This window comes from Myxococcus sp. MISCRS1 (assembly GCF_026626605.1).
In the GTDB taxonomy this organism is placed as follows: Bacteria; Myxococcota; Myxococcia; order Myxococcales; family Myxococcaceae; genus Myxococcus; species Myxococcus fulvus.
This window is the reverse complement of the sequence record NZ_JAPNKB010000001.1, coordinates 1267327-1288263: the sequence shown is the minus strand read 5'-3', so window position 1 is coordinate 1288263 and position 20937 is coordinate 1267327. Positions and strand designations below refer to the sequence as shown.

The 20937-nt window shown below is 70.3% G+C and carries 17 protein-coding genes; 10 read left to right on the top strand and 7 right to left on the bottom strand.

Annotated features, from left to right (window positions below; genetic code table 11):
- Nucleotides 1-39: 39 nt before the first annotated feature.
- Both OWM54_RS04915 and OWM54_RS04910 read right to left on the bottom strand, forming a co-directional pair.
- Nucleotides 40-753: a hypothetical protein gene (locus OWM54_RS04915; RefSeq protein WP_223746740.1), complete on the bottom strand. Its 714-nt coding sequence runs from the start codon at nt 751-753 to the stop codon at nt 40-42.
- Nucleotides 754-772: 19 nt separating this feature from the next.
- Complete coding sequence (locus tag OWM54_RS04910) at nt 773-1381, bottom strand: LppP/LprE family lipoprotein (protein WP_267696745.1); 609 nt, start codon at nt 1379-1381, stop codon at nt 773-775.
- Between the two features lie 152 nt (nt 1382-1533).
- Between OWM54_RS04910 and OWM54_RS04905 the strand changes: the two genes are divergently transcribed.
- Complete coding sequence (locus OWM54_RS04905; RefSeq protein ID WP_267696744.1) at nt 1534-2730, top strand: carbohydrate-binding family 9-like protein; 1197 nt, start codon at nt 1534-1536, stop codon at nt 2728-2730.
- Between the two features lie 18 nt (nt 2731-2748).
- Here the strand turns inward: OWM54_RS04905 and OWM54_RS04900 are convergent, their stop codons facing one another.
- Both OWM54_RS04900 and OWM54_RS04895 read right to left on the bottom strand, forming a co-directional pair.
- Nucleotides 2749-3003: a hypothetical protein gene (locus OWM54_RS04900; RefSeq protein WP_141325209.1), complete on the bottom strand. Its 255-nt coding sequence runs from the start codon at nt 3001-3003 to the stop codon at nt 2749-2751.
- Between the two features lie 4 nt (nt 3004-3007).
- Nucleotides 3008-5467: a DNA internalization-related competence protein ComEC/Rec2 gene (locus OWM54_RS04895; RefSeq protein WP_267696743.1), complete on the bottom strand. Its 2460-nt coding sequence runs from the start codon at nt 5465-5467 to the stop codon at nt 3008-3010.
- Nucleotides 5468-5658: 191 nt separating this feature from the next.
- Between OWM54_RS04895 and OWM54_RS04890 the strand changes: the two genes are divergently transcribed.
- On the top strand, nt 5659-6153 hold the full coding sequence (locus OWM54_RS04890) for a CarD family transcriptional regulator (RefSeq protein WP_013939202.1): 495 nt from the start codon (nt 5659-5661) through the stop codon (nt 6151-6153).
- Nucleotides 6154-6225: 72 nt separating this feature from the next.
- The gene (locus tag OWM54_RS04885; protein WP_223783027.1) at nt 6226-6891 is read left to right on the top strand and encodes a hypothetical protein; all 666 of its coding nucleotides are present in this window, start codon (nt 6226-6228) and stop codon (nt 6889-6891) included.
- On the opposite strand, the gene OWM54_RS04880 is transcribed toward OWM54_RS04885, so the two are convergent.
- On the bottom strand, nt 6854-8689 hold the full coding sequence (locus OWM54_RS04880) for an FHA domain-containing protein (protein WP_267696742.1): 1836 nt from the start codon (nt 8687-8689) through the stop codon (nt 6854-6856). The two genes, OWM54_RS04885 and OWM54_RS04880, sit on opposite strands and share 38 nt — an antisense overlap.
- 192 nt (nt 8690-8881) lie before the next feature.
- Between OWM54_RS04880 and cysS the strand changes: the two genes are divergently transcribed.
- The 6 genes from cysS (at nt 8882) to OWM54_RS04850 (ending at nt 18449) form a co-directional block, all read left to right on the top strand.
- Nucleotides 8882-10354 (top strand): cysteine--tRNA ligase, encoded by a 1473-nt coding sequence (gene cysS / locus OWM54_RS04875; RefSeq protein ID WP_370640330.1) that lies wholly within the window; start codon nt 8882-8884, stop codon nt 10352-10354.
- Nucleotides 10355-10398: 44 nt separating this feature from the next.
- Nucleotides 10399-12096, top strand: coding sequence for a M28 family peptidase (locus tag OWM54_RS04870; protein WP_223746747.1), 1698 nt, complete (start codon nt 10399-10401; stop codon nt 12094-12096).
- 83 nt (nt 12097-12179) lie between these two features.
- Nucleotides 12180-14282 (top strand): excinuclease ABC subunit UvrB, encoded by a 2103-nt coding sequence (gene uvrB / locus OWM54_RS04865; protein ID WP_267696741.1) that lies wholly within the window; start codon nt 12180-12182, stop codon nt 14280-14282.
- A 12-nt stretch (nt 14283-14294) separates the two neighbouring features.
- The gene (gene uvrC / locus OWM54_RS04860; protein ID WP_141325214.1) at nt 14295-16235 is read left to right on the top strand and encodes an excinuclease ABC subunit UvrC; all 1941 of its coding nucleotides are present in this window, start codon (nt 14295-14297) and stop codon (nt 16233-16235) included.
- Between the two features lie 136 nt (nt 16236-16371).
- Nucleotides 16372-16890 carry a DUF507 family protein gene (locus tag OWM54_RS04855; RefSeq protein ID WP_046712884.1) on the top strand — a complete coding sequence of 173 codons (519 nt, stop codon included), beginning with the start codon at nt 16372-16374 and terminating at the stop codon, nt 16888-16890.
- A 71-nt stretch (nt 16891-16961) separates the two neighbouring features.
- Nucleotides 16962-18449, top strand: coding sequence for a hypothetical protein (locus tag OWM54_RS04850; protein WP_267696740.1), 1488 nt, complete (start codon nt 16962-16964; stop codon nt 18447-18449).
- Between the two features lie 153 nt (nt 18450-18602).
- On the opposite strand, the gene OWM54_RS04845 is transcribed toward OWM54_RS04850, so the two are convergent.
- Nucleotides 18603-18965, bottom strand: a complete 363-nt coding sequence (locus OWM54_RS04845; protein ID WP_174816719.1) for a hypothetical protein — start codon at nt 18963-18965, stop codon at nt 18603-18605.
- A 64-nt stretch (nt 18966-19029) separates the two neighbouring features.
- The gene (locus OWM54_RS04840; RefSeq protein ID WP_267696739.1) at nt 19030-19929 is read right to left on the bottom strand and encodes an SDR family oxidoreductase; all 900 of its coding nucleotides are present in this window, start codon (nt 19927-19929) and stop codon (nt 19030-19032) included.
- A gap of 108 nt (nt 19930-20037) precedes the next feature.
- Between OWM54_RS04840 and OWM54_RS04835 the strand changes: the two genes are divergently transcribed.
- Complete coding sequence (locus OWM54_RS04835) at nt 20038-20931, top strand: LysR family transcriptional regulator (protein ID WP_223783020.1); 894 nt, start codon at nt 20038-20040, stop codon at nt 20929-20931.
- Nucleotides 20932-20937 lie beyond the last annotated feature (6 nt).

The window sequence follows — 20937 nt, the reverse complement described above, 5'->3', positions numbered from 1 at the left end:
CGCGTGTCCGGGCCGCCGTCGCGGGCCCCGAACTCCGCCTTACCGGAGTCGGAAGCCGATGTTCTGTGGGAGCGAGAACATGTACGCGCTCGCGACCACCATCATCACCACACCCAGGGCGAGCAGCGAGAGCTTCAGCGACGGGTGGTCGAGCTTCGTGGCCACGCCCGCGAAGAAGAGGACGGAGGCGAAGAGCACGACGCAGAAGGTGAAGTTGTCGCCGTTCTGGGTGGCCTCCCGCGCCTTGTCGAAGGTCGCTGACGCCTCTTCGTTCAGCAGCCGGCTGCGCTCGCGAGGCGCCGGGTAGTATTCGGGCCGCGTGAAGGGTGTGTCCGGCGGCGCGACGCCTTGCAAGAGGCCCTCCGCGCGCCACGCCTCGAAGGCGGGGCGGAACTCCTCGCGGAAGCGCTGCTCGAAGAACCGCGCCCGCTTCTCGTCGCCGTCGCTCCACGCGGCGGCCCAGTTCCCGAAGGTGCTCGTGTCCACCTCGACGAGCAGCGCCATCTCGTTGGCGGCGCGGACGGCCTCGGAGCGCAGCGCGTTCGCCTTGCTGTATTCGTAGGACTGCTCGCCGCTCCAGCGGGTGGCCTGGTACGCGCTCCACGCGGAGCCGACGGTGGCGAGCGCGAGCAGCACGGTGGCGAGCAGCTCCACCATGTACTCACGCCTGCGCTCTCGCGCGGGGCGCAGGTGGAGGATGGCGTCGGCGAGCTCCTTGTGGAACTCGTGGGGAGCCGGGGAGGACGTGCTCATGCGGGGCCTCCAGGTCCTGTCACGGCGAGGACGTCGGCTGTGTGGTGGCCGAGGTCGCCGTCACCACGGGCCCCTTGGGTCCGGGCCGGATTTCGTAGTCGACGGAGGCCTGTCGGGACGGACAGCACAGCGGATCCTCCTCCGAGTAGCGGCGCACCGCGCCCGACAGGCTCTTCGCGTCCACCAGCCGCACGTCCCCGAGCGCTCCGTCGAACCGGTCCGACATGGGCTCCGGCGACAATGTGCCCGCGAAGCGGCCGTCGACGAAGACGAACACCTGGTAGCCCATGGCGCGGCACTGGCCGTCCCCCTCGGCCGCGGCGGTGATGACCTCCGTCGTGTCGTAGACCTGCAGCGCGCCCAGCAGCGTCCAGCCCGCCTTCACCACGGCCCGGTCCGACGCGGTGGTGGGCTTGCGCGCGAGCTTCGCGCAGGGGCCCGTGCGCAGGGACTGGCCATCGCCACGAGGCGGCTTGGGCAGCGCGGCCCCCGACACGTTCCATGACGCCAGGGGCTGCTTGTCCACCCACGCGGAGCCGCTGGCCTGGGGCGCGGCGGGCGACGCGGCCAGGGCGGGGGCCGCCCAGAGCAGCAGGACGGCGGGGATGAGCACTCGACGTCGCGACATGGGCGAGACCTCCGGAAGCAAGATGGCCCTGTCGCGCGCGAAGGGGACGTGGGACGCGCGGGCGGGCAGGTGAGCGGAGGGCCGCCCGGGTCGAACGCAGGCGCGATGGAGCCCACCTCGCCGCGGGAAGGCCGCTAGGATGGCCGCCGCCGATGCGCACTTCCTCCATCGTCCTCTTCCTGACCCTCTCGTGTTCCGTGGCCGCGTGCCGCGATGAACAGGCGGGCCCCAAGCCGCGCACGCAGCGTCTGCCGGAGCCTGCCCGCGCCCGCATCCTGGACGCCGCGCCCTCGGACCTGACCTTCCGCGCGGGCACGACGTTCGCCGGCGGCTCGGTGGTGTACCTGGGCTCGAAGGTGACGCCCGCGAACGCCGCCCCGGGGCAGCAGGTCCAGCTCTCGCACTACTTCCAGGCGCGCGCGCAGCCGCCCCAGGGCTACGGCTTCTTCGTCCACGTGGTGGACGTGGCGAGCGGCGGCATGGTCGTCAACGCGGACCACGAAATCCAGGACGGCGCCGCGCCGTTGGCCACGTGGCCGGTGGGCAAGGTCATCGAGGATGTCCATGTCGTGCCCATGCCCAACGCCCCCGCGCGGGTCATGCTGGGCTTCTGGCGCGGCGACGAGCGGCTGGCCGTGGACGACGCCTCCGCCCAGGACGGCGCGAACCGGATGCTCGGGCCCCAGCTCGGCGGCGCCGCGCCGGCGCTCCCCGAGTACGTCGTGCGCCGGGCCGAGACGGCGCCCAGGCTGGACGGCGTGCTCGATGACGCGGTCTGGAAGACGGCGACGCCGGTGGTGCTGAAGGGCAGCTTCGACGGGCGCGCGGTGCGGCTGCGCACCGAGGCGCGCCTGGCCTACGACGACGCGTACCTGTACGTGGCCTTCGACTGCGAGGACCCGGACGTCTGGGGCACGCTGCGCAAGCGCGACGACCCCATCTACGAGCAGGAGGTGGTGGAGATCTTCCTCGACGCCAACGCGGACGGGCGCACGTACAACGAGCTGCAGGTGTCACCGCACAACGTCCAGTTCGACGCGTACTTCCCCGCGCGTCGGCAGGGCATGGACCTGTCGTGGGACTCGGGGCTGACGTCCGCCGTGAAGGTGCGCGGCACGCTGGATGACGCCTCCGACAAGGACGAGGGCTGGTCCGTGGAGATGCGCATCCCCTTCGCGAAGCTCGCGGAGGTGCCCCGGGTGCCGCCGCGACCTGGGGACAAGTGGCGCTTCAATCTCTATCGGCTGGAGCACCACGGCCGGAAGACGGTGGAAGGCCAGGCCTTCTCACCGCTCTTCGTCGGTGACTTCCACGCGCTGCCGCGCTTCGGGTGGCTGACGTTCCAGTGAGGGGCGGCGCCCCCGCGCTCAGGCGTGCGGGGTGATGTCCCACTGGGCATCCGCGACGGAGCGCTCGGAGGTGTCGCCCAGGAAGCGGAGGAAGCCCTGGAGCTCGAGCGTATCGATGAGCTCCTCGGCCTCCTGTTGCGAGTACCCCTTCAGGTCCACGAGCAGGTCGCGCATGAGCGACTTGCCGCGCAGGTAGCCCACGGGCTCTCCAGGGCCGAGCTTGGACTTCAGGTCCGCCGTCAACTGCCGCAGGTCGATGTCCTCGGGAATCATCGACTCAACGATGGGAATGACGCTCCCCCGCGGCAAGTCGTGGCGCGGAGGGCTCCGGCTCGCGCGTCAGGTGAGGGACCAGCCGGACTTCCCGCCCATCACTCTCCACCGTGACGGCGCCGTCGATGTCCGTCCGCCAACACTCGCTGCCCAGGGCACGGTAGCGCGCCTCGACCTCCGGGTGGGGGAAGCCGAAGCGGTTGCGCCGGCCGACGCAGAAGACGACGTGCTGGGGGCGCACCCGCTCCAGCAGCGCCTGGGTGGAGGATGTCCGGGAGCCATGGTGGGGTGCCTTCATCACCGTCACCGGGCCCAGGCCTTCCGTCAGCAGCTCCTCCGCGTCGTGCTCCATGTCGCCGGGCAGGAGCACCGTGACGTCGCCATGGCGCACGCGCAGCACCACGCTGCGGTCATTGACGCCCTCCAGCAGCTCCCGCTCCGTCGGGCCGGGCGGCCCCAGCACCTCCACCGTCGCGTCTCCCAGGCGAAGCGGCGGATGGCCCGCCTCCACCTCCTCGACACGTGCGCTGCCCGCCGCCTTCACCACCTGCCGTGACAGGGGACCGCCCTCGTCACCCGCGGGCAGCCACAGGCGCGCGGTGGGCACCTGTCCCAGGGTCGATATCAATCCCAGCGCGTGGTCCGGGTGCGGATGGGACAGCACCGTCAAATCCAACGCGGAGATACCCTGGTGGCGCAGGTAGGGCAGCACGAAGCGCGTGCCCGTGTCCGCGCCGTTGGGCGCGCCGCCGCCGTCCACCAGCGCATGGTGTCCCCTCGAGCTGAGCACCACGGCGTCTCCTTGCCCCACGGAGAGGAAGGTGACGCGCAGGCCCGGCTGCGGCATCACCCGGGGCACGAGCACGGTGGCGACGAGCGCCGCGGGCGTGAGCCACAGGCCGTGTCTCCACCGCCCCGCGCCCAGGGCCCACACCAGCAATCCCAGCGCATACGGCGCGGCCCAGAGGCCCAGCGACGGCACCTCCACCGAGGCCAGGGGCATGGCCGCGAACACGCGCGTCACCCACAGCAGCGCCTCCGACGCCCACGCGCCCGCCCACAGCACGGGCGTGGCCACCACGGGCGAGATGACGAACAACGCCGCCCCTCCCGCCGCCAGCCCCGTGAGCAGGCCACAGAGGGGCAGGGCGACGACATTGGACAGGAGCCCCGCCAGGCTCACCCGTCCGAAGGCCGAGGCCACCACGGGCAGCCCCGCGAGCGTGGCCGCGCCGCTCGCGCACAGCGTCTGCGCCATGGCCTCGCGCGACTGGTGCCACCACCGCACCCATCGGCGAGGCTCGCGAGGGTCCGCGGGCGCCAGGGGGAGCGCCAGCCTCAGCGCGGGCACGAGCACGACCAGGCCGAAGACCGCCAGGAACGACAGCCGCAAGGACAGGTCCTCCACGCTGGAGGGCGCCCACAAGCCCAGCACCAGGGCCGCGGCGCTGAGGCCGTTGAGTCCATCCGCGCGCTTCCACCACGCCAGCCCCAACAGCACCACGGTGGCCATCACCGCCGAGCGCACCGCCGGAGGCTGGTTCCCGGTGAACAGCACGTAGGCCCAGACGAAGGGCACGGCCGCCGGAGCCGCCACCCGACGCGCATCCACCATCCGCCACCGCGCGCCCGCTCTCACCAGCAACCGCCGCAGCACCGCGAGCGTCATCAACGCGAGCGCCGCGACATGCAGCCCGCTCACGCTGAGCACGTGCGCGAGGCCCGCGCGTGAGAACGCGTCCTCCCACCCTGCATCCAGCTCCGCCCGGCGCCCCGCCGCCAACGTCAGGAAGAGGGCCGCCGAGTCCCGCGACGGCGCCACCCGGTGCGTCTGCTCCGCGAGCCGCTCGCGCGTGTCCTCCAGGCTCCACCGCCACGTCGACGCGAGCGACAACACCAGCACCCGCTCCGCGCTCGTGGACCCGGTGAAGGCCACGCCCTGTCGCCGCCGGACCGAGGAGAAGTCCTTCTCACCCGGGTTGGCCGCCGGAGCGTCCGGGGAGAGCCGCGTCCGCGCTCGGAGCCGCTGGCCCGGCAGCAACGCCAGGGGCGCTCCACGCAACGTCAGGTTCACCTTGAACCGGGCCGGCTCGAGCGCCGTCTCCGAGGGTCCCGCCCGGGCCACCACGAGCCGCACGCGCGTGCCGCCCTCCACGGCGTCCACCCGCTCCGCCTCGCCCTCCAGCACCGCCTCGCCGCCGCCCTGGAGGGACGCGGGCACCCGCACCCGGGCCTCCCAGTGCGACAGGCCGGCTCCCGCCATCCAGAGTGCCCCCAGGACCGCCAGGTGAGCACCAGGCAGCCGGGCGAGCGCCAGGCCGACCAGTCCCAGCAAAACCCCGCAGACCAGAAATAGCTCCGCCGAGCCATCCGTTCCGGGTGACCAGAGAGCGCCCAGCAGCAGGCTCAACGAAGGAAAGAAGAGGGGACGCGTCCCCAGGTCGCGCCAAGCGTAACGTTCCACCCACCACCCCGACCTGCACCGTCCGTCACGCCAGCTCGCACACCGAGCGTCATCGCGTACGAAAACCGACAACGTAGTCGGACGCGTTCTGGGTGGTCAAGGCGTTATCGTTGCCCGTTGATGTGGTTTGTGGTAGTAGTGCCCGGCTTGTTGATGGAAGGCCGGTTGCGAGTCTTTCAAGGAGGCAGTTAGTGCAGACCAGCTTCAAGACTGGTGACAAGGCGGTTTATCCAGGCCAGGGCGTCGGTGAGGTGATGGGTATCGAGCACACCGAAGTGGCCGGGCAGCGCCAGTCGTTCTACGTGCTGCGCATCCTGGAGAACGGGATGCGGATCATGATCCCGATCAACAAGGTCGGGTCGGTCGGCCTCCGGGAGATCATCAGCGAGGAGGATGTGAAGCAGGTCTATTCCATCCTCAAGGAGAAGGACATCTCGGTCGACTCCACCACCTGGAACCGTCGGTACCGGGAGTACATGGAGAAGATCAAGACGGGCTCCGTCTTCGAGATCGCCGAGGTGCTGCGTGACCTCTACCTCCTGAAGGGCGACAAGGACCTGTCGTTCGGCGAGCGCAAGATGCTCGACACCGCGCGCTCGCTGCTCATCAAGGAGCTGTCGCTGGCGAAGGACTGCTCCGAGGAAGAGATCGAGTCGGACCTGAAGAAGATCTTCAACCTGGCCTGATCCGGGCCTCCAGCCCGACACTCCCGCCCCGGGTTCCCTCACAGGGAGCTCGGGGCTTCGTGTTTGTGCGTCATGATTGAGCCGTCATCCTCCTCCGCGTCGGCGCGGGCCGAGCGGGACCTTCGCATCGCCGAGCTGGAGACGAGGCTCGCGCGCCGTCGCGTGGGCGTCAGGCCGCTGGCCGCGGTGCTGGGCATCGTGGTGAGCCTTGCGCTGCTGGCGATGCAGCGTCGAGAGCTGGCGTATGTCTTCTCCCCGGCCGCTCCGCTCACGTTGGGCGCGGAGGGGGACTACCGGTTCGACGCGCTGGTCTCCAACCGCTACGCCCAGGTGCATGGCATCCCCACCGCGCGGGGCGCCTACGAGCGCGAGGGCGGCGCGACGTTCGTCCTGGTGGGCCTGCGCGAGTCTCCGTTCGTGGTGCGCAGGCTCGCGTTGCCCGGGGAGGACTGGGTGGAGGGCCGGCCTCCGCCTTCACCGGACTCGCGGCCCTTCGCCATCCGGGGGCGGCTCCTGGCGCAGGAGGACGCGCCTCGCTACCGGGACGCGCTCGCGTTGTTGAAGGGCATGGGAGAGCTTCAGCCCCACGAGGGCCGGCTGTGGCTGCTCATCGAGGGGGAGCGCCCCGGTGAGGACCGGGGGCGGGTGCTGGTGGCCCTGGCGCTGCTCGCGTTCGCGGTGTTGAACGCGGTGCTGCTGGTCAGGGGGCTGACTCGGCGGTGGTCTCCAGACGCCTGAGGCCCTCGATGGCGCTGCGGTTGCCCGAGTCGTACTTGAGGGCCTGCTGGAAGGCGGCCCGCGCGGCGCTCGAGTCGTGGGCCTTCACGTGGTCCACGCCGGAGCGGACGTACAGGATGGAGAGCTGCTTGCGCAGCTGCGGCCCCTGCAGGCTCCAGCCCTTGGAGAGCTCCTGGTCGATCTGCGTCGCCAGCGCGAGCTGGGAGATGGCGCGCGCCGTGTCGCCCTTCGCGAGCGCCTTGCGGGACTCGGCGCTGGTGGCCTCGAAGCGCACGAGCTGGGCGTGGAGCGTGTTGAGGCGGGCGCCCTTGGCCAGGTCCATCGCGCCAGCCAGGTCATTGGCTTCGTAGAGGCGCAGGACGTCCGCCTCCGTCACGGGGCCCGTGGGCTTCGACGGCGCGGCCTTGGGGGCGGTGGGTTCGGGGAAGGCCGCCACCTCCACGTCCGCGCTGGCACTGCTCGGCCGGACTGCGCCCGAGGCGATGTCCCGGGCGCTCGGACTCGGCGATGCAACGGTGCTGGCCGGCGGCGAGCCCCGGCTCGCGCCCGAGGCGATGTCCCGGGCGCTCGGGCTCGTGGATGCAACGGAGCTGCCCGGGGATGCGCCACGGCTCGCACCCGAGGCGATGTCCCGGGCGCTCGGGGCTGGAGACGCAACCGTGTTGCTCGACGGCGAGCGGCCCGCTCCCGAGGCGATGTCCCGGGCGCTCATGCCGGTGGCCGCGACCGTGTTGGCGGAGCCGGCGGCGCGCTGACCGTCCGAGACCTCGTCGGTCCGCGAACCCCGCGAGCCGGTGTCCTGCTGTGCGCCCCGGTTGCCATTCCCGGCGATGTCGCGGGCGCTGAGTCCAGCCGGCGACGAGGGGCGCTTCGTGCCCGAGCCTTCGTCCGAGGCGGTCCGCTCGACCTTCGCGGTGCCAGCGTGCTCTCCGCCAGGACCCTCGTCGACCGCGCGTCCCGTCACGGCGCGCGCATTGCCCGGGTCCACGAGCAGGGGCGGCTCGGCATTCGTATCGCCGCTCGCCGTCGTCGCGCCCGCGTTCGTCGTCGCGCCCTCGGTGGGATTCACCGCGCGACTCGAGCTCAGCCCCACGGCCAGCACCGTCACCAGCGCGGCCACGGTGGAGCCCACGCCCGCGGCGACGAGCCCCACGCCCAGCGGCCCCAGCCCTCGCTTGCGAGGCACGGGCGGAGGCAGGGCCTGGGAGATGGCAGGCAGACCCGCGGCGGGCGTGCCTCCGGGGCCGCGCAGCCGCAGCAGCGCGTTGCCCAGGGTGATTTCGTCGCCCGACATCACCTCGACCTCGCCCGTGACGCGGACGCGGTTGAGGAAGGTGCCGTTCTGGCTGCCCAGGTCCTTCAGGAGGAACTGGTCCCCGGTGCGGATGACCTGCGCGTGCCGCCGGCTGATGGACGGGTGCTGCAGCCTCAGGTCCGAGGACGAGGACCGCCCCAACACCAGCGAGCCCTGCTGCACCGGCACCAGCTGCCCGATGCCAGGGCCGCGCTCGACGTACAGGAAGGCCGGCGGATGACCGGGGTTCGAGTACTCGCGGCCCCAGTCGAACCTGGGCGATAGCTCCCGGTCCGCCTTGTCGCGGCCCTTGCCCGAGCCCTGACGGGGCGCCTTGCGCGGGCCCGCCGGATACTGGGGCACGCGCTGGGGACGCGGGTCATCGGCCTGCAGGGGCGCCACCTCGTCGTCGTCGAAGGGCAGCTCCACCTCGGGCTCCTTCGGCGCCTGCGAACCCGGCGGGCGGGGAGGGCGGGGCGGGCGCTTGGGATTCGGTGGAGCCATGAACACCATTCTCGCTGATTGAGGACCGGCTGGAAGGTTCTCAGGGCCTGGGCGTCCGAAGTTGTCCAGGTCCGATGGTTTCCCCCAGCCCTTCCGGATTCAAGACCCCGTGAATGCTGGCCTGTACAGGGACCGGGAATCTAGAGTGGCGGCCACACGCACAAAGACGGACCTCCAGGAGGAATGGCGCAAGTGACGACTCCCCCCACCATCCGGCTCTTCAACACGATGACCATGCAGAAGGAGCTCTTGCAGCCCTCTGTCCCGGGCTGCGTGGGGGTCTATGTCTGTGGGCCCACGGTCTACAGTTACATCCATATCGGGAATGCTCGCACCTTCACGTCGTTCGACGTGGTGGTCCGCTACCTCCGGTACCGGGGGCTCCAGGTTCGTTATGTCCGGAACTTCACGGACGTGGACGACAAAATCATCAAGGCCGCCCAGGAGACGGGCGAGGCCCCGGTGGCGCTGGCGGCGCGCTACGTCGAGCTCTTCCGCGAGGACGCCAAGGCGCTGCACATGCTGGAGCCGGACGTGGCGCCCAAGGTGAGCGACCACCTGCCGGAAATCATCGGCATCATCCAGAAGCTCGTGGACAAGGGCTTTGCCTACGCGTCCCAGGGCGACGTGTACTTCTCCGTCAGCGCGGACAAGGACTACGCGAAGCTGTCCAAGCGCCACCTGGAAGACCTGTGCGTGGGCGAGCGCGTGCAGCCCGGCGACCAGAAGCGCGAGCCGCTCGACTTCGCGCTGTGGAAGGCGGCCAAGCCCGGCGAGCCCGCGTGGGAGAGCCCCTGGGGCCCGGGGCGTCCGGGCTGGCACATCGAGTGCTCGGCGATGAGCGCGAAGTACCTGGGTGAGACGTTCGACATCCACGGCGGCGCGCTGGACCTCATCTTCCCCCACCACGAGAACGAAATCGCCCAGAGCGAGTCCGCCAACGGGGTGGAGTTCGCGAAGTACTGGATGCACTGCGGCTTCCTGGACCTGGAAGGCGCGAAGATGTCCAAGTCGCTGGGCAACGTGGTGCGCCTGCGCGACGCGCTCCAGCGCGTGGACGCGGAGGCCCTGCGCTTCTTCTTCCTCTCCACGCACTACCGCCACCCGCTCAGCTTCTCCGACAAGGCCCTGGCCGACGCGGAGGCGCGCATGGAGTACTTCTACGAGACCCTGCGCAAGGTGGACGAGCGGCTCGCCGGCAAGGACTTCGGCGACGGGCCGGTGCACGGCGACCCGCACCGCTTCCTCGCCGAGTTCGAGTGCGCCATGGACGACGACTTCAACAGCGCGGGCGGCCTGGGCGCGCTGTCGGGGCTGTTCGGCCTGATGAACGAGCTGACCGACAAGCCGCCGGTGAAGGACAAGGCGCTCGTCGGGCGCACGCTGCGCGCGCTGCGCGAGGACGTGCGCAAGGTGTCCGGCGTGCTCGGCCTGTTCGAGGACGACTCGAGCGCGTGGCTCTTGCGCCGGCGTGAGCGCGCCGTGCGCGAGCGGGGCATCGACGTGGCGGAGGTGGAGCGGCTGCTCGGTGAGCGGACGGCCGCTCGGGCGGCCAAGGACTTCGCCGCCGCGGACCGGGTGCGGACCACGCTGAAGGAGAAGGGCGTGGAAATCATGGATACGCCCGCCGGCACCTCGTGGAAGGTGGCGGCCGCGCAGGGCTGAAGGGCTGCGGTGCCCCGGGCCTTCGTGTTAGGGCTCGGGGCACCATGAAGCACCTGCTGTCACTGCTGCTGGCCCTGGCCTCCGCTCCCGCGCTCGCCCAGCGCGCGCCCCTCGTCACGCCCGCCGAGAAGACGGCCGCGGGCACCATCGACCCGGACGTGCTGCGCGCGCACATCCGCTTCCTCGCGCACGACCTGCTCGAGGGACGCGGACCCGGCACCCGGGGCGACGCGCTGGGACAGGCGTACATCGCCTCGCAGTTCGAGGCCCTGGGCCTGAAGCCCGCGGGCTCGGACGGCACGTTCTTCCAGCCCTTCGACCTGGTGGGCGTCACCGGCCATCCCCAGGCGATCTCCGTGCGCGCGCCCCTGGGCAGCGCGGAGCTGAAGTTCCACGAGGACTTCATCGCGGTGTCGGGCGTGCAGAGCCCCGAGGCGCGGCTGGACGCCTCCGAGCTCGTCTTCGTGGGCTACGGCATCCAGGCGCCCGAGTACGAGTGGGACGACTTCAAGGGGATGGACGTGCGCGGCAAGACGCTGCTCATCCTCAACAGCGACCCGGAGGATGACCCGCGCATCTTCGGCGGCCGCACGCGGCTGTGGTACGGCCGCTGGGATTACAAGTACGAGCAGGCGGCGAAGGTGGGCGCGGCGGGCGCCATCATCCTGCACACCACGCAGAGCGCCGGCTATCCGTGGCAGGTGGTCCAGTCGTCGTGGACGGGTGAGCAGTTCGAGCTGCCCGCCACCACCGGCCCCCGCCTCCAGGTGAAGGCGTGGACGACGGAGGACGCCACGCGCCGGGTGCTGCAGCTCGCGGGGCGCGACCTGGAGACGCTGCGCGCCGCCGCCCAGTCGCGCGACTTCCAGCCCGTGCCGCTGGGCGTGACGGTGTCCACGCGCTTCGCCAACGAGGTGCGCCGCAGGCCCACCGCGAACGTGCTGGCGCTGCTGCCCGGCAGCGACGCGAAGCTGTCCAACGAGGTGGTGCTCTACAGCGCGCATCACGACCACCTGGGCAGGAAGGAGGGCGGCAAGCCGGGCGAGGACACCATCTACAACGGCGCGCTCGACAACGCGGCGGGCGTGTCCGCGATGCTGTCGGTGGCGCGTGCCTACCGCTCGCTGCCCAAGGCCCCGCGCCGCTCCATCCTCTTCGCCGCGGTGGCCGCGGAGGAGCAGGGCCTGTTGGGCTCGCAGTACCTCGCGGAGCATCCGCCCGTGCCCGCCGGCCGCATCGCCGCCAACGTCAACATCGACGGCGCCAACATCCACGGACGCACGCGCGACATCACCGTCATCGGCCTGGGCAAGTCCAACCTGGACGCGGTCATCACGGCGCTGGCGAAGACGCAGGGCCGCGTGGTGAAGGCGGACCAGCTGTCGGACCGGGGCTTCTTCTACCGCTCGGACCAGTTCAACTTCGCGCGCCAGGGCATCCCCGCCGCCTACTTCGGCAGCGGCATGGACTTCATCGGCAAGCCGGAGGGCTGGGGCCGCCAGCAGCGCGAGGCGTGGGAGGCCAAGCACTACCACCAGCCTTCCGACGAGCTGCGCGCGGACTGGGACATGTCCGGCGCGGTGGAGGACGCCCGACTGTTCTTCCTCTTGGGGGCCCACGTGGCCCGCGTGCCGGAGCTGCCGCGCTGGAACAAGGGCGACGAGTTCGAGGCGGCCCGCCTGGCGGCCTTGAAGGCGCTGGAGGCGCCCAGGACGCCCCCGTCGGAAGGCGCCTCGAAGTAGGGCAGGGGGCGCTCCGTCCGCCGGTCGACGGGCGGGTACAAATGTGCAGTGCGTCCTCCGCGAGGGTGTTAAACCTCGCGGATATGCCTGAGTTCCAGATCGTCAGCGACCACCAGCCCGAGGGCGACCAGCCGAGGGCCATTGGCGAGCTCACGGAGGGCGTGCAGCGGGGCGACCGCTACCAGACGCTCCTGGGCGTCACCGGTTCCGGCAAGACGTTCACCATGGCGAACATCATCGCCAACGTGCAGCGGCCCACGCTGGTCATCGCGCACAACAAGACGCTGGCCGCCCAGCTCTACGGCGAGTTCAAGTCGCTCTTCCCGAACAACGCCGTCGAGTACTTCGTCTCGTACTACGACTACTACCAGCCCGAGGCCTACGTCCCGTCGACGGACACCTTCATCGAGAAGGACTCGTCCATCAACGACAACATCGAGCGCATGCGCCACTCGGCCACGCACTCGCTGCGCACGCGCGACGACGTCGTGATTGTCGCCAGCGTCTCCTGCATCTACGGCCTGGGCACGGCGCGCAGCTACGTGGACCTGGCGGTGCGCGTGGACCAGGGCGGGGAGATGGAGCGCGACGCGTTCATGCGCCGGCTCGTCGAGTCCCAGTACGAGCGCAACGACATGGACTTCCACCGCGGCACCTTCCGCGCGCGCGGCGACACCGTGGAGGTGTTCCCCGCCTACGAGGAGGAGCGCGCCATCCGCGTGAGCTTCTTCGGCGACGAGGTGGAGCGCATCACCGAGTTCGACCCGCTGCGCGGCGTGACGCTCGGCGTGCTGGACAAGGTCGTCATCTTCCCCGCCAGCCACTACGTCGCCGGCGAGGACTCGCGCAGGCGCGCCATCCAGACCATCCGCGACGAGCTGGCCGAGCAGCTCGGCATCTTCAAGCGCGAGGGCAAGCTGCTGGAGGCGCAGCGGCTGGAGCAGCGCACCATGTTCGACCTGGAGATGATGGAGCAGGTCGGCTACTGCAACGGCATCGAGAACTACTCACGGCACTTCTCGGGGCGGGCCCCGGGCGAGCCGCCGCCGTGCCTCATCGACTACTTCCCGCGCAACCTGTTGGTGCTCATCGACGAGAGCCACCAGACGGTGCCGCAGATCGGCGCCATGTACCGGGGAGACCGCGCGCGCAAGGAGACGCTGGTCAACTTCGGCTTCCGCATGCCCAGCGCGCTGGACAACCGGCCGCTGAAGTTCGGCGAGTTCGAGGAGCTGGTGCCGCAGGCCGTCTTCGTCTCCGCGACGCCGTCCGAGTACGAGCTGCAGAAGTCCCAGGGCGTGGTGGTGGAGCAGATCATCCGCCCCACGGGCCTGACGGACCCGGAGGTGGAGACGCGCCCTGTCGGCAACCAGGTCGATGACCTGCTCGAGGAGGTGCGCGTCCGCGTCAGCCGCAACGAGCGCGTCCTGGTGACGACGCTCACCAAGCGCATGGCCGAGGACCTCACCGAGTACTACGCGGACGTGGGCGTGCGCGTGCGCTACCTGCACTCGGACATCGACGCGATTGAACGCACGGCCATCATCCGCGACCTTCGCAAGGGCGAGTTCGACGTGCTGGTGGGCATCAACCTCCTGCGCGAGGGCCTGGACATCCCCGAGGTGTCGCTGGTGGCCATCCTCGACGCGGACAAGGAGGGCTTCCTGCGCAGCCACGTGTCGCTCATCCAGACCATCGGCCGCGCGGCGCGCAACCTGAACGGCCGCGTCATCATGTACGCGGACTCCGTCACCGACTCGATGAAGAAGGCGCTGGAGGAGACCTCCCGTCGCCGGGACATCCAACGCCAGTACAACAAGGACCACGGCATCACCCCGCGCTCCGTCAAGAGCAACATCACGGACCTGTCCGAGCACCTCTACGACGCCGAGTCCGCCGGCGCGCTGCCCATGGCGGCCGAGGGCGAGGACGACGTGCTCGAGTCGAAGGAGCTCAAGCGCCTCATCGAGGAGTTCACCCAGGACATGCACCGGGCCGCCGAGTCGATGGAGTTCGAGAAGGCCGCCGAGTACCGGGACAAGGTGCAACTGCTCAAGGACATGGACCTGGGCCTCAAGCCCGCGTCGCGCTCGCTGCTCAAGGGCCCGGCGAAGGCCAAGGAGGACGACGCGCCGAAGAAGGGCCGGGGCCGGGGTCGTTCGTCACGGGCGAAGCCGCGCCGCTAGGAGGCGCCTGTCATGGACGTGAAGCTCCAGGAGAAGCTCGACGCCCTCCCCACCGAGCCCGGCGTGTACCTGATGAAGGACCGCCGCGGGCAGATCATCTACGTGGGCAAGGCCATCAACCTGCGCAGCCGCGTGCGCTCGTACTTCACGCGCACGGGGGACACGCGCGTCTTCGTGTCGCTGCTCGACGAGCTGCTCGGCGACCTGGAGACGGTGCTCGTCCACAACGAGAAGGAGGCGCTGCTCCTCGAGAACGAGCTCATCAAGAAGCACCGCCCGCGCTTCAACGTCCTGCTCAAGGACGACAAGCAGTTCATCTCGCTGCGCCTGGACCGCACCCACGCGTATCCGCGCCTGGAGGTCGTCCGAAAGTACGAGCGCGACGGCGCGCGCTACTTCGGCCCGTACTCCAGCGCCGGCGCCATCCGCGAGACGCTGCGCATCATCAACCGCTACTTCCGGCTGCGCACCTGCACGGACCACGTGCTGGCCAACCGCAAGCGCCCCTGTCTGTTGTTCCAGATCGGCCGCTGCCCGGCCCCTTGCGTCTACCCGGTCCCCGAGGACGACTACCGTCGCAGCGTGGACGAGGTCGTCATGTTCCTGGAGGGCAAGGCGAGCGAGCTGGTGGAGGGCCTGCGGCTGCGGATGAAGCGCGCGGCGCAGGACCTGAAGTTCGAGGAGGCCGCGCGGGTGCGCGACCAACTGCTCGCCATTGAACGAAGCCTGGAGCGTCAGAAGGTCGCCACCACGGACTTCAAGGACCAGGACGTGTTCGCCCTCTACCGCGAGGGGGACCGCATCCTGTTCTACGTCCTCTGGGTCCGTCAGGGCCGCCTCAACGGCGGGCAGGCGTTCCCCTTCGGCAGCCAGGAGTTCCCCAACGAGGAGCTGCTCGCCTCGTTCGTGAACCTCTACTACGACCAGGGCAGCTTCGTGCCGGAGGAGGTCCTGCTGCCGCTGGAGCCGGAGGACGGCCTGGCGGGCCTGGAGGGCCTGCTCACCGAGCGGAAGGGCGAGCGCGTGCGCGTCATGGTCCCCAAGCGAGGGGAGAAGCACGAGCTGGTGAAGATGGCGGAGAAGAACGCCGAGCAGGCCTTCATCGAGCGCCGGCGCACCAAGGATGAGACCGACCAGGTGCTCTCCCGCCTCCAGCAGCGGCTGGGCCTGCGCAACTTCCCGCGCCGCATGGAGTGCTTCGACATCTCCCACTTCCAGGGCTCCGCCATCGTCGCCTCCCAGGTGGCCGTGACGGATGGCGAGGCCGACAAGTCCCGCTACCGGAAGTACAAGATCAAGACGCTGGAGAAGCAGGACGACTTCGCCAGCATGTACGAGGTCGTCACGCGCCGGCTCAAGCGCGGCCAGGAGGACGGCGACCTGCCGGACCTGCTCGTCATCGACGGCGGCAAGGGCCAGCTCGCCAGCGCGCACGCGGCCATGAAGGATTTGGGCGTGGACACGGTGGACGTGGTGGGCCTGGCCAAGAGCCGTGACCTGGAAGTTTTCGACCGGGACGCGGAGAGCGCTCGCAGCCCCGAGCGGGTGTTCGTCGTGGGGCGAAAGGACCCCATCGTGCTGGCGCAGAACTCGGCGGAGATGTTCATGCTGACGCGCATGCGGGATGAGGCGCACCGCTTCGCCATCACCTTCCAGAAACAGGTGCTGCGAAAGAGCCGGGTGCGCTCGGCGCTGGAGGACATCCCGGGGGTGGGGGAGGTGCGGCGCAAGGCGCTCCTCAAGCACTTCGGCTCGCTCAAGCGCGTGGGTGAGGCGAGCATCGAGGAGCTGGCGGAAGTCGTCGGTCCGGCGGTGGCGGAGCGGGTCCATGCGGGGCTTCATGGACACCCCGACGAAGAGGCCGAGGACCCCGTCCGGGAGGCTTCCCTGGATGACGCCACCGAACCCTCGCACGAAAAATCACGGGGAGGGTCGCCACCCGGTGCGGCGTGATTAATTTCCGCTGCAGACTGCGGGGGGAAGCGCGCTGGAACCGCGACGTTCCTGGGGTTTTTAATTGCGACTGGGCTCCGCGCTGATTTATAGCGGTTGACGATTCGAGCAGCTCCAAAGAGGGCGAGGGACCGACATGAGGCTGTATCCGAAGGTGATCCCGATCATTTCGCGAGAGACGATTCAACGGCTCATGCAGGATGGGGACATCGAGGTGGAGCCGATGCGCGTGGCGGACGCCGAGATGGACCTTTCGGCCATCATGCGTGAGTACCTCGCGAACGAAGAGCGTGTGAACCAGGCGACGCGCGAGGCGCTGGAGCGTCGCGGATACGACCCCTCCAAGTTCAACCAGGTGAAGCGCGAGATGGCGGATGTCCGCGGCTTCAAGATGGGCGACGAGGGCATCGAATACGTCATCAACCAGATGATCGAGTTCCTGCTCATCAGCCGGAATGTCGAAGAGGTCTTCTCGGCGGATAACTCGCTGCGTCAGAAGATCCACGTGGTGATGAAGAAGCACCTGGACGTGGACGAGGACATCGACAAGGAGGCGCGCTCCCGCCTGAAGCACCTGCAGGAGGGAACGAGCAGCTTCGAGATCGAGTACAACAAGACGGTGGAGCAGATCCGCCGCGCGCGGGGCCTCATCTAGTCTTCTTTGGAGAGAGGGGACTGTCGTTCCCCGCTCCGCTGCCTACCTTGTTGCACAAGGAGGCAGCGTCGATGGCGGGACCTCTCACCACGCTTCTTTTGTCCGGAGTACTGGCCGCCGGGCCAGGCGGGTTCACGTTCGAGGGCCGGGAGGCCAGCGCGGGGACCGAGCGACCGGACGGCTTCTTCATCCAGGGACCCTTGCCCTTCACGGACCTGGCCGAATCCGGCACGGGGAGCGCCGAGCTCACCGTGGAGGACCGGGTGGACCTGGCCCAGGCCACGTACGGCGACAAGGCGGCCTTCCAGGCGACGTTCCGGCTGGGGAACACCGAGTACCGGGTGGAGCTCGCCCAGGCCGGTTTCCCGCCCGCCCAGGCCCGTTCCCAGGCCTCGTCCAGCTTGCCCCCGGCACCCCGCCACACGGTGGGCGGCGGCGTGCTCCTGAACGTGCCCATCTACGGGGACAGCGGGCTGGGGTGGTCGGTCATGACCCGCTCCCATGCGGCGGTGGCGGTGTGGGGTGTGGGGCGCGTGTGGCGTGATGGCCGGTTGCTGACGGACACGGCGCTCATCCACGTGGCGGCGTTGGACGCGGGGGCGTTCGCGGATGACTCGACGCACCGGATGCTGCGTCAGGCGCGGGCGGGGGACACGGAGCTGGTGGTGCTCGCGTACAACCTGCCGACGGACGTCGAGCGTCGGGGCTTCGTGCAGTTCGTGTTCGAGGACGTGGCCATCGAGGTGGCCGGGGTTCCGGTGCGCTCGGTGGCGGTGGTGGAGAACACGGGGAATCTGACGGTGGACCCGACGCGGCTGACGCCCGTGCCGGCGAACGTCGCGCCTGGCCTGCCGCCCATCCTTCCGCAGCCGGCGGCCACGGGTGGCAGTGGCCTGGCGACGGGAACGTCCGTGTTGGCGCCGGAGGTGGGGACGCCCGGGGGCAGTCGGGTGTTCGTGGGCGGGGGGCAGGGCGGCACGGTGGTGCGGGGAGGCGCCACGGTGGGGACGGGGACGGCCGATGTGACGGAGCCCGAGTCGCCCGCGGTGGTGAGTGGCGGCTTCCCCACGAGCGTGGTGGCGGAGCCGCCGGTGAACATCTCGGGGGTGACGTTGGGGACACCGACGACGAGCCCGACGCTCGCGGCGGAGGGGGTGCTGACGACGGGCGCGTCGCCGGTGGGGACGGCGCCTGGGTTCTTCGGCTCCTCGGGGACGACGTCGAGCCTGGCGACCACGGGGTCGTTCTCGGTGCCGGTGCCCTCGGTGACGTCGCCGAGCTTCGATGCGTTCCTGGGCACGTCGCAGGTGAGTCCGGGCATCCTCGCGACGGCGCCGCCGCTCAATGCGGCGCCGGGCTCACCGCCGCCGGGGCTGCTCGGAACGCCCACGCCACTGAATGCCGCGCCCGCGCCGCCGCTCTTCGGGTCTCCCACGCCGTTGAACGCGGGGTCCGCCACGACACTGCCCGCGACGCCTGCTCCGGCCAATGCGGCGCCTGCCCCGGCCAGTGCCGTGCCCGCGACGTCAGCACCCGGCGGCGCGGCTCCAGCGAATTGAGGCACGGGTCTGTAGAGACATGAGAGGGTGCGCCGCGAGCGTTCGTTGCTCGCGGTGCCGCTCCGCGAAAGCCGTCATCGCCTGTGCATCCGCCTCGCGGCGCAGGCGGGCGACGGCCCGGTGTCGACGTGACAGCGCGAATGGTGTCGGCGGTCAGCGAACCCGCGAGGGCGCGCCCTGATGCGCCATCGCGGCCGCCTGGGCCAATCGCTTGCGAATCTGGACGACGACGTCGTGCAGCTCGTCGAGCCGCTCGAGGACGCGAAGGTCATCCCCGGTGTTGATGAGGTTCACCGGTGACAACGTCGCGCCGCGCAGCGTGCTCAACACATCGTGGAAGTGCGCTTCGACGTCACCGAGCGCGTCCAGCCCTTCCCTCAAATCGTCCTCCAGCAGGTCGACGAGCACCGCCGCGTCGGTGCGAGCGGGGAGCGCGCGAGCGAGGCGTTCGGTCGCCACTCGGACCGGGTCGGCCTGGCGCGAGAGCACGGGGGCGGCGAGGGCGAGAGGGGGCATGGGCTCGACGCTACAGGCCCGTAGCACCCCGTCAATTTTCCCACCCCCGCGGGGCCTCCGCCCCTCAGTGTCCCTTCGCCGCGAACACCGCGCGATGGGCCGACAGGAAGTCGCGGATGTCGACGGGCGCGTGCCCGGTGAGGTCGGCGATGGCCGTGCTCACTCCACTCATGCGTCCCTGTGCCACGGCCGCGTCGAACGACGCGTAGGCCTCCGCCATCGGTGCGGGCAACCCGTGCGCCACCAGGCCCGCGGCGAGGCTCGCGGTGTCCACGGCGATGGACTCGACGGGGCGCCCCGACACCTCACCTGCGAACCGCGCCAGCTCCGCCTGCGTCACCGCCGACGGCCCGGTGATTTCCAGCACGCGCTGTCCCTCGTACGAGGAGGCGAGCGCCGCCACCGCCGCCCGGGCACAGTCCTCGCGCGTGACATACGCCGTGGCCCCCGTCCCGGTCGCCGTGACGAGCCGCCCCTGCGCGACGGCCTGGGGCAGGCTGTGCAAGAGCATCTCCATGTAGACGTTGTTGCGCAGCACGGTGAAGCCCAGTCCGCTCGCCGCCAGCGCCTGCTCCGTGGCCCAGTGGTCCTTGGCGAGCGTGATGGGCGAGTCGGGCTCCGGCCGCGTCAGCGACGTGTACACGACGTGCTTCACCCCCACGCGCCGCGCGGCCTCCACGGCATGGCGATGCTGGGTGATTCGGCGGCCAGGAACATCGAGCGAGTCCGTGCTGACGAGCAACAGTCGCTCCGCGCCGGCGAACGCCGCGTCCAGCGTCGACGCGTCATCGAAGTCCGCCTTGCGCACCACGACGCCGCGCGCCGCCAGGTCCGCGAGCTTCGACGGCTCGCGCGTGGTGACGATGAGAGGCCCCTTCCTGGCCTCGAGGAGCAGTTCCACGACGCGGCGGCCCAGATGGCCGGAGGCGCCGGTGACGAGCAGGGTGGGGGATGTGGCCGTCATGTGAATCTCCAGAGCGAGGGAGCGACATTGGCTCCGGCTCATGGGTAGCGCCGCCCGGCGTCCTGCACAATGCGGCCCGCTGGAGCATACTGTTCCACGGGAGGAACAATGGACCTGAACCAGCTCACCCTCTTCGTCGCCGTCGCCGAGGGCGCCAGCTTCTCCAGCGCGGCGAAGAAGCTGGGCCTGCCCAAGTCGTCGGTGAGTCGGGGCATCGCCCGCCTGGAGTCCTCGCTCGGTGTGCAGCTCATCCACCGCACCACGCGCCGGGTGTCGCTCAGCACCGCGGGACAGGCGCTCTACGAGCGGGTGTCCCCGATGCTGCTCGCGCTGCGCAAGTCCGTGGGGGAGCTGCCGGAACTGGAGGAGGAGCCGTCAGGCGTGCTGCGGCTGACGTCGGTGGTGGACTGGGGGACCACGGTGCTCGCGGAGGTCATCACCCGCTTCGTGGCGCGCTATCCCGCGGTGAAGGTGGACCTGCACCTGGACAATCGCGTCGTGGACCTGGTCGCGGAGGGCTTCGATGCCGCGCTGCGACTGGCCATCGCCCCGTTGAAGGACTCGTCGCTGCGCGCCCGCCGCCTCGGGACGCTCTCCCTGCGGCTCTATGCGTCGCCGGCGTATCTCGCGCGCCGGAGCATGCCGCGCCATCCTCGCGAACTCTCCAGCCACACCTGGGTGTCCTTCCGCTCGCCCATGCCCTTCCGGCTCGTGGGGCCCGGCGAGACGCTCGTCATGCCGCAGGATGGGGCCATCGTCTGCGACGACATGTTCTTCATGCGGGAGGTGCTTCGTCAGGGCGCGGGCATCGGGTTCCTGCCGACGATGCTCGCGGAACCGGAGGTCGCCGAGGGGCGACTCGTCGCGCTGCTTCCGAAGTGGAGCATGCCGGCGGGGAGCGTGTGGTTCGTCTCCACCGCGGAGCGGCACATGCCTCGCAAGGTCGCCGCCTTCCGCGACTTCCTCCTCGAGACGCTGAAGCAGCGCTCCTTCCCGATGTGAGGCCGG

What these genes read in the sequence shown, in the direction of transcription:
- OWM54_RS04885 (WP_223783027.1), top strand. Translation starts at nt 6,226, where the DNA reads ATGATTGAGCCGTCATCCTCCTCCGCGTCGGCGCGGGCCGAGCGGGAC.
- uvrC (WP_141325214.1), top strand. Translation starts at nt 14,295, where the DNA reads ATGGACGTGAAGCTCCAGGAGAAGCTCGACGCCCTCCCCACCGAGCCC.
- OWM54_RS04845 (WP_174816719.1), bottom strand. Translation starts at nt 18,965, where the DNA reads ATGCCCCCTCTCGCCCTCGCCGCCCCCGTGCTCTCGCGCCAGGCCGAC.
- OWM54_RS04855 (WP_046712884.1), top strand. Translation starts at nt 16,372, where the DNA reads ATGAGGCTGTATCCGAAGGTGATCCCGATCATTTCGCGAGAGACGATT.
- OWM54_RS04880 (WP_267696742.1), bottom strand. Translation starts at nt 8,689, where the DNA reads ATGGCTCCACCGAATCCCAAGCGCCCGCCCCGCCCTCCCCGCCCGCCG.
- OWM54_RS04915 (WP_223746740.1), bottom strand. Translation starts at nt 753, where the DNA reads ATGAGCACGTCCTCCCCGGCTCCCCACGAGTTCCACAAGGAGCTCGCC.
- OWM54_RS04835 (WP_223783020.1), top strand. Translation starts at nt 20,038, where the DNA reads ATGGACCTGAACCAGCTCACCCTCTTCGTCGCCGTCGCCGAGGGCGCC.
- OWM54_RS04840 (WP_267696739.1), bottom strand. Translation starts at nt 19,929, where the DNA reads ATGACGGCCACATCCCCCACCCTGCTCGTCACCGGCGCCTCCGGCCAT.
- OWM54_RS04900 (WP_141325209.1), bottom strand. Translation starts at nt 3,003, where the DNA reads ATGATTCCCGAGGACATCGACCTGCGGCAGTTGACGGCGGACCTGAAG.
- OWM54_RS04905 (WP_267696744.1), top strand. Translation starts at nt 1,534, where the DNA reads ATGCGCACTTCCTCCATCGTCCTCTTCCTGACCCTCTCGTGTTCCGTG.
- OWM54_RS04910 (WP_267696745.1), bottom strand. Translation starts at nt 1,381, where the DNA reads ATGTCGCGACGTCGAGTGCTCATCCCCGCCGTCCTGCTGCTCTGGGCG.
- OWM54_RS04870 (WP_223746747.1), top strand. Translation starts at nt 10,399, where the DNA reads ATGAAGCACCTGCTGTCACTGCTGCTGGCCCTGGCCTCCGCTCCCGCG.
- uvrB (WP_267696741.1), top strand. Translation starts at nt 12,180, where the DNA reads ATGCCTGAGTTCCAGATCGTCAGCGACCACCAGCCCGAGGGCGACCAG.
- OWM54_RS04850 (WP_267696740.1), top strand. Translation starts at nt 16,962, where the DNA reads ATGGCGGGACCTCTCACCACGCTTCTTTTGTCCGGAGTACTGGCCGCC.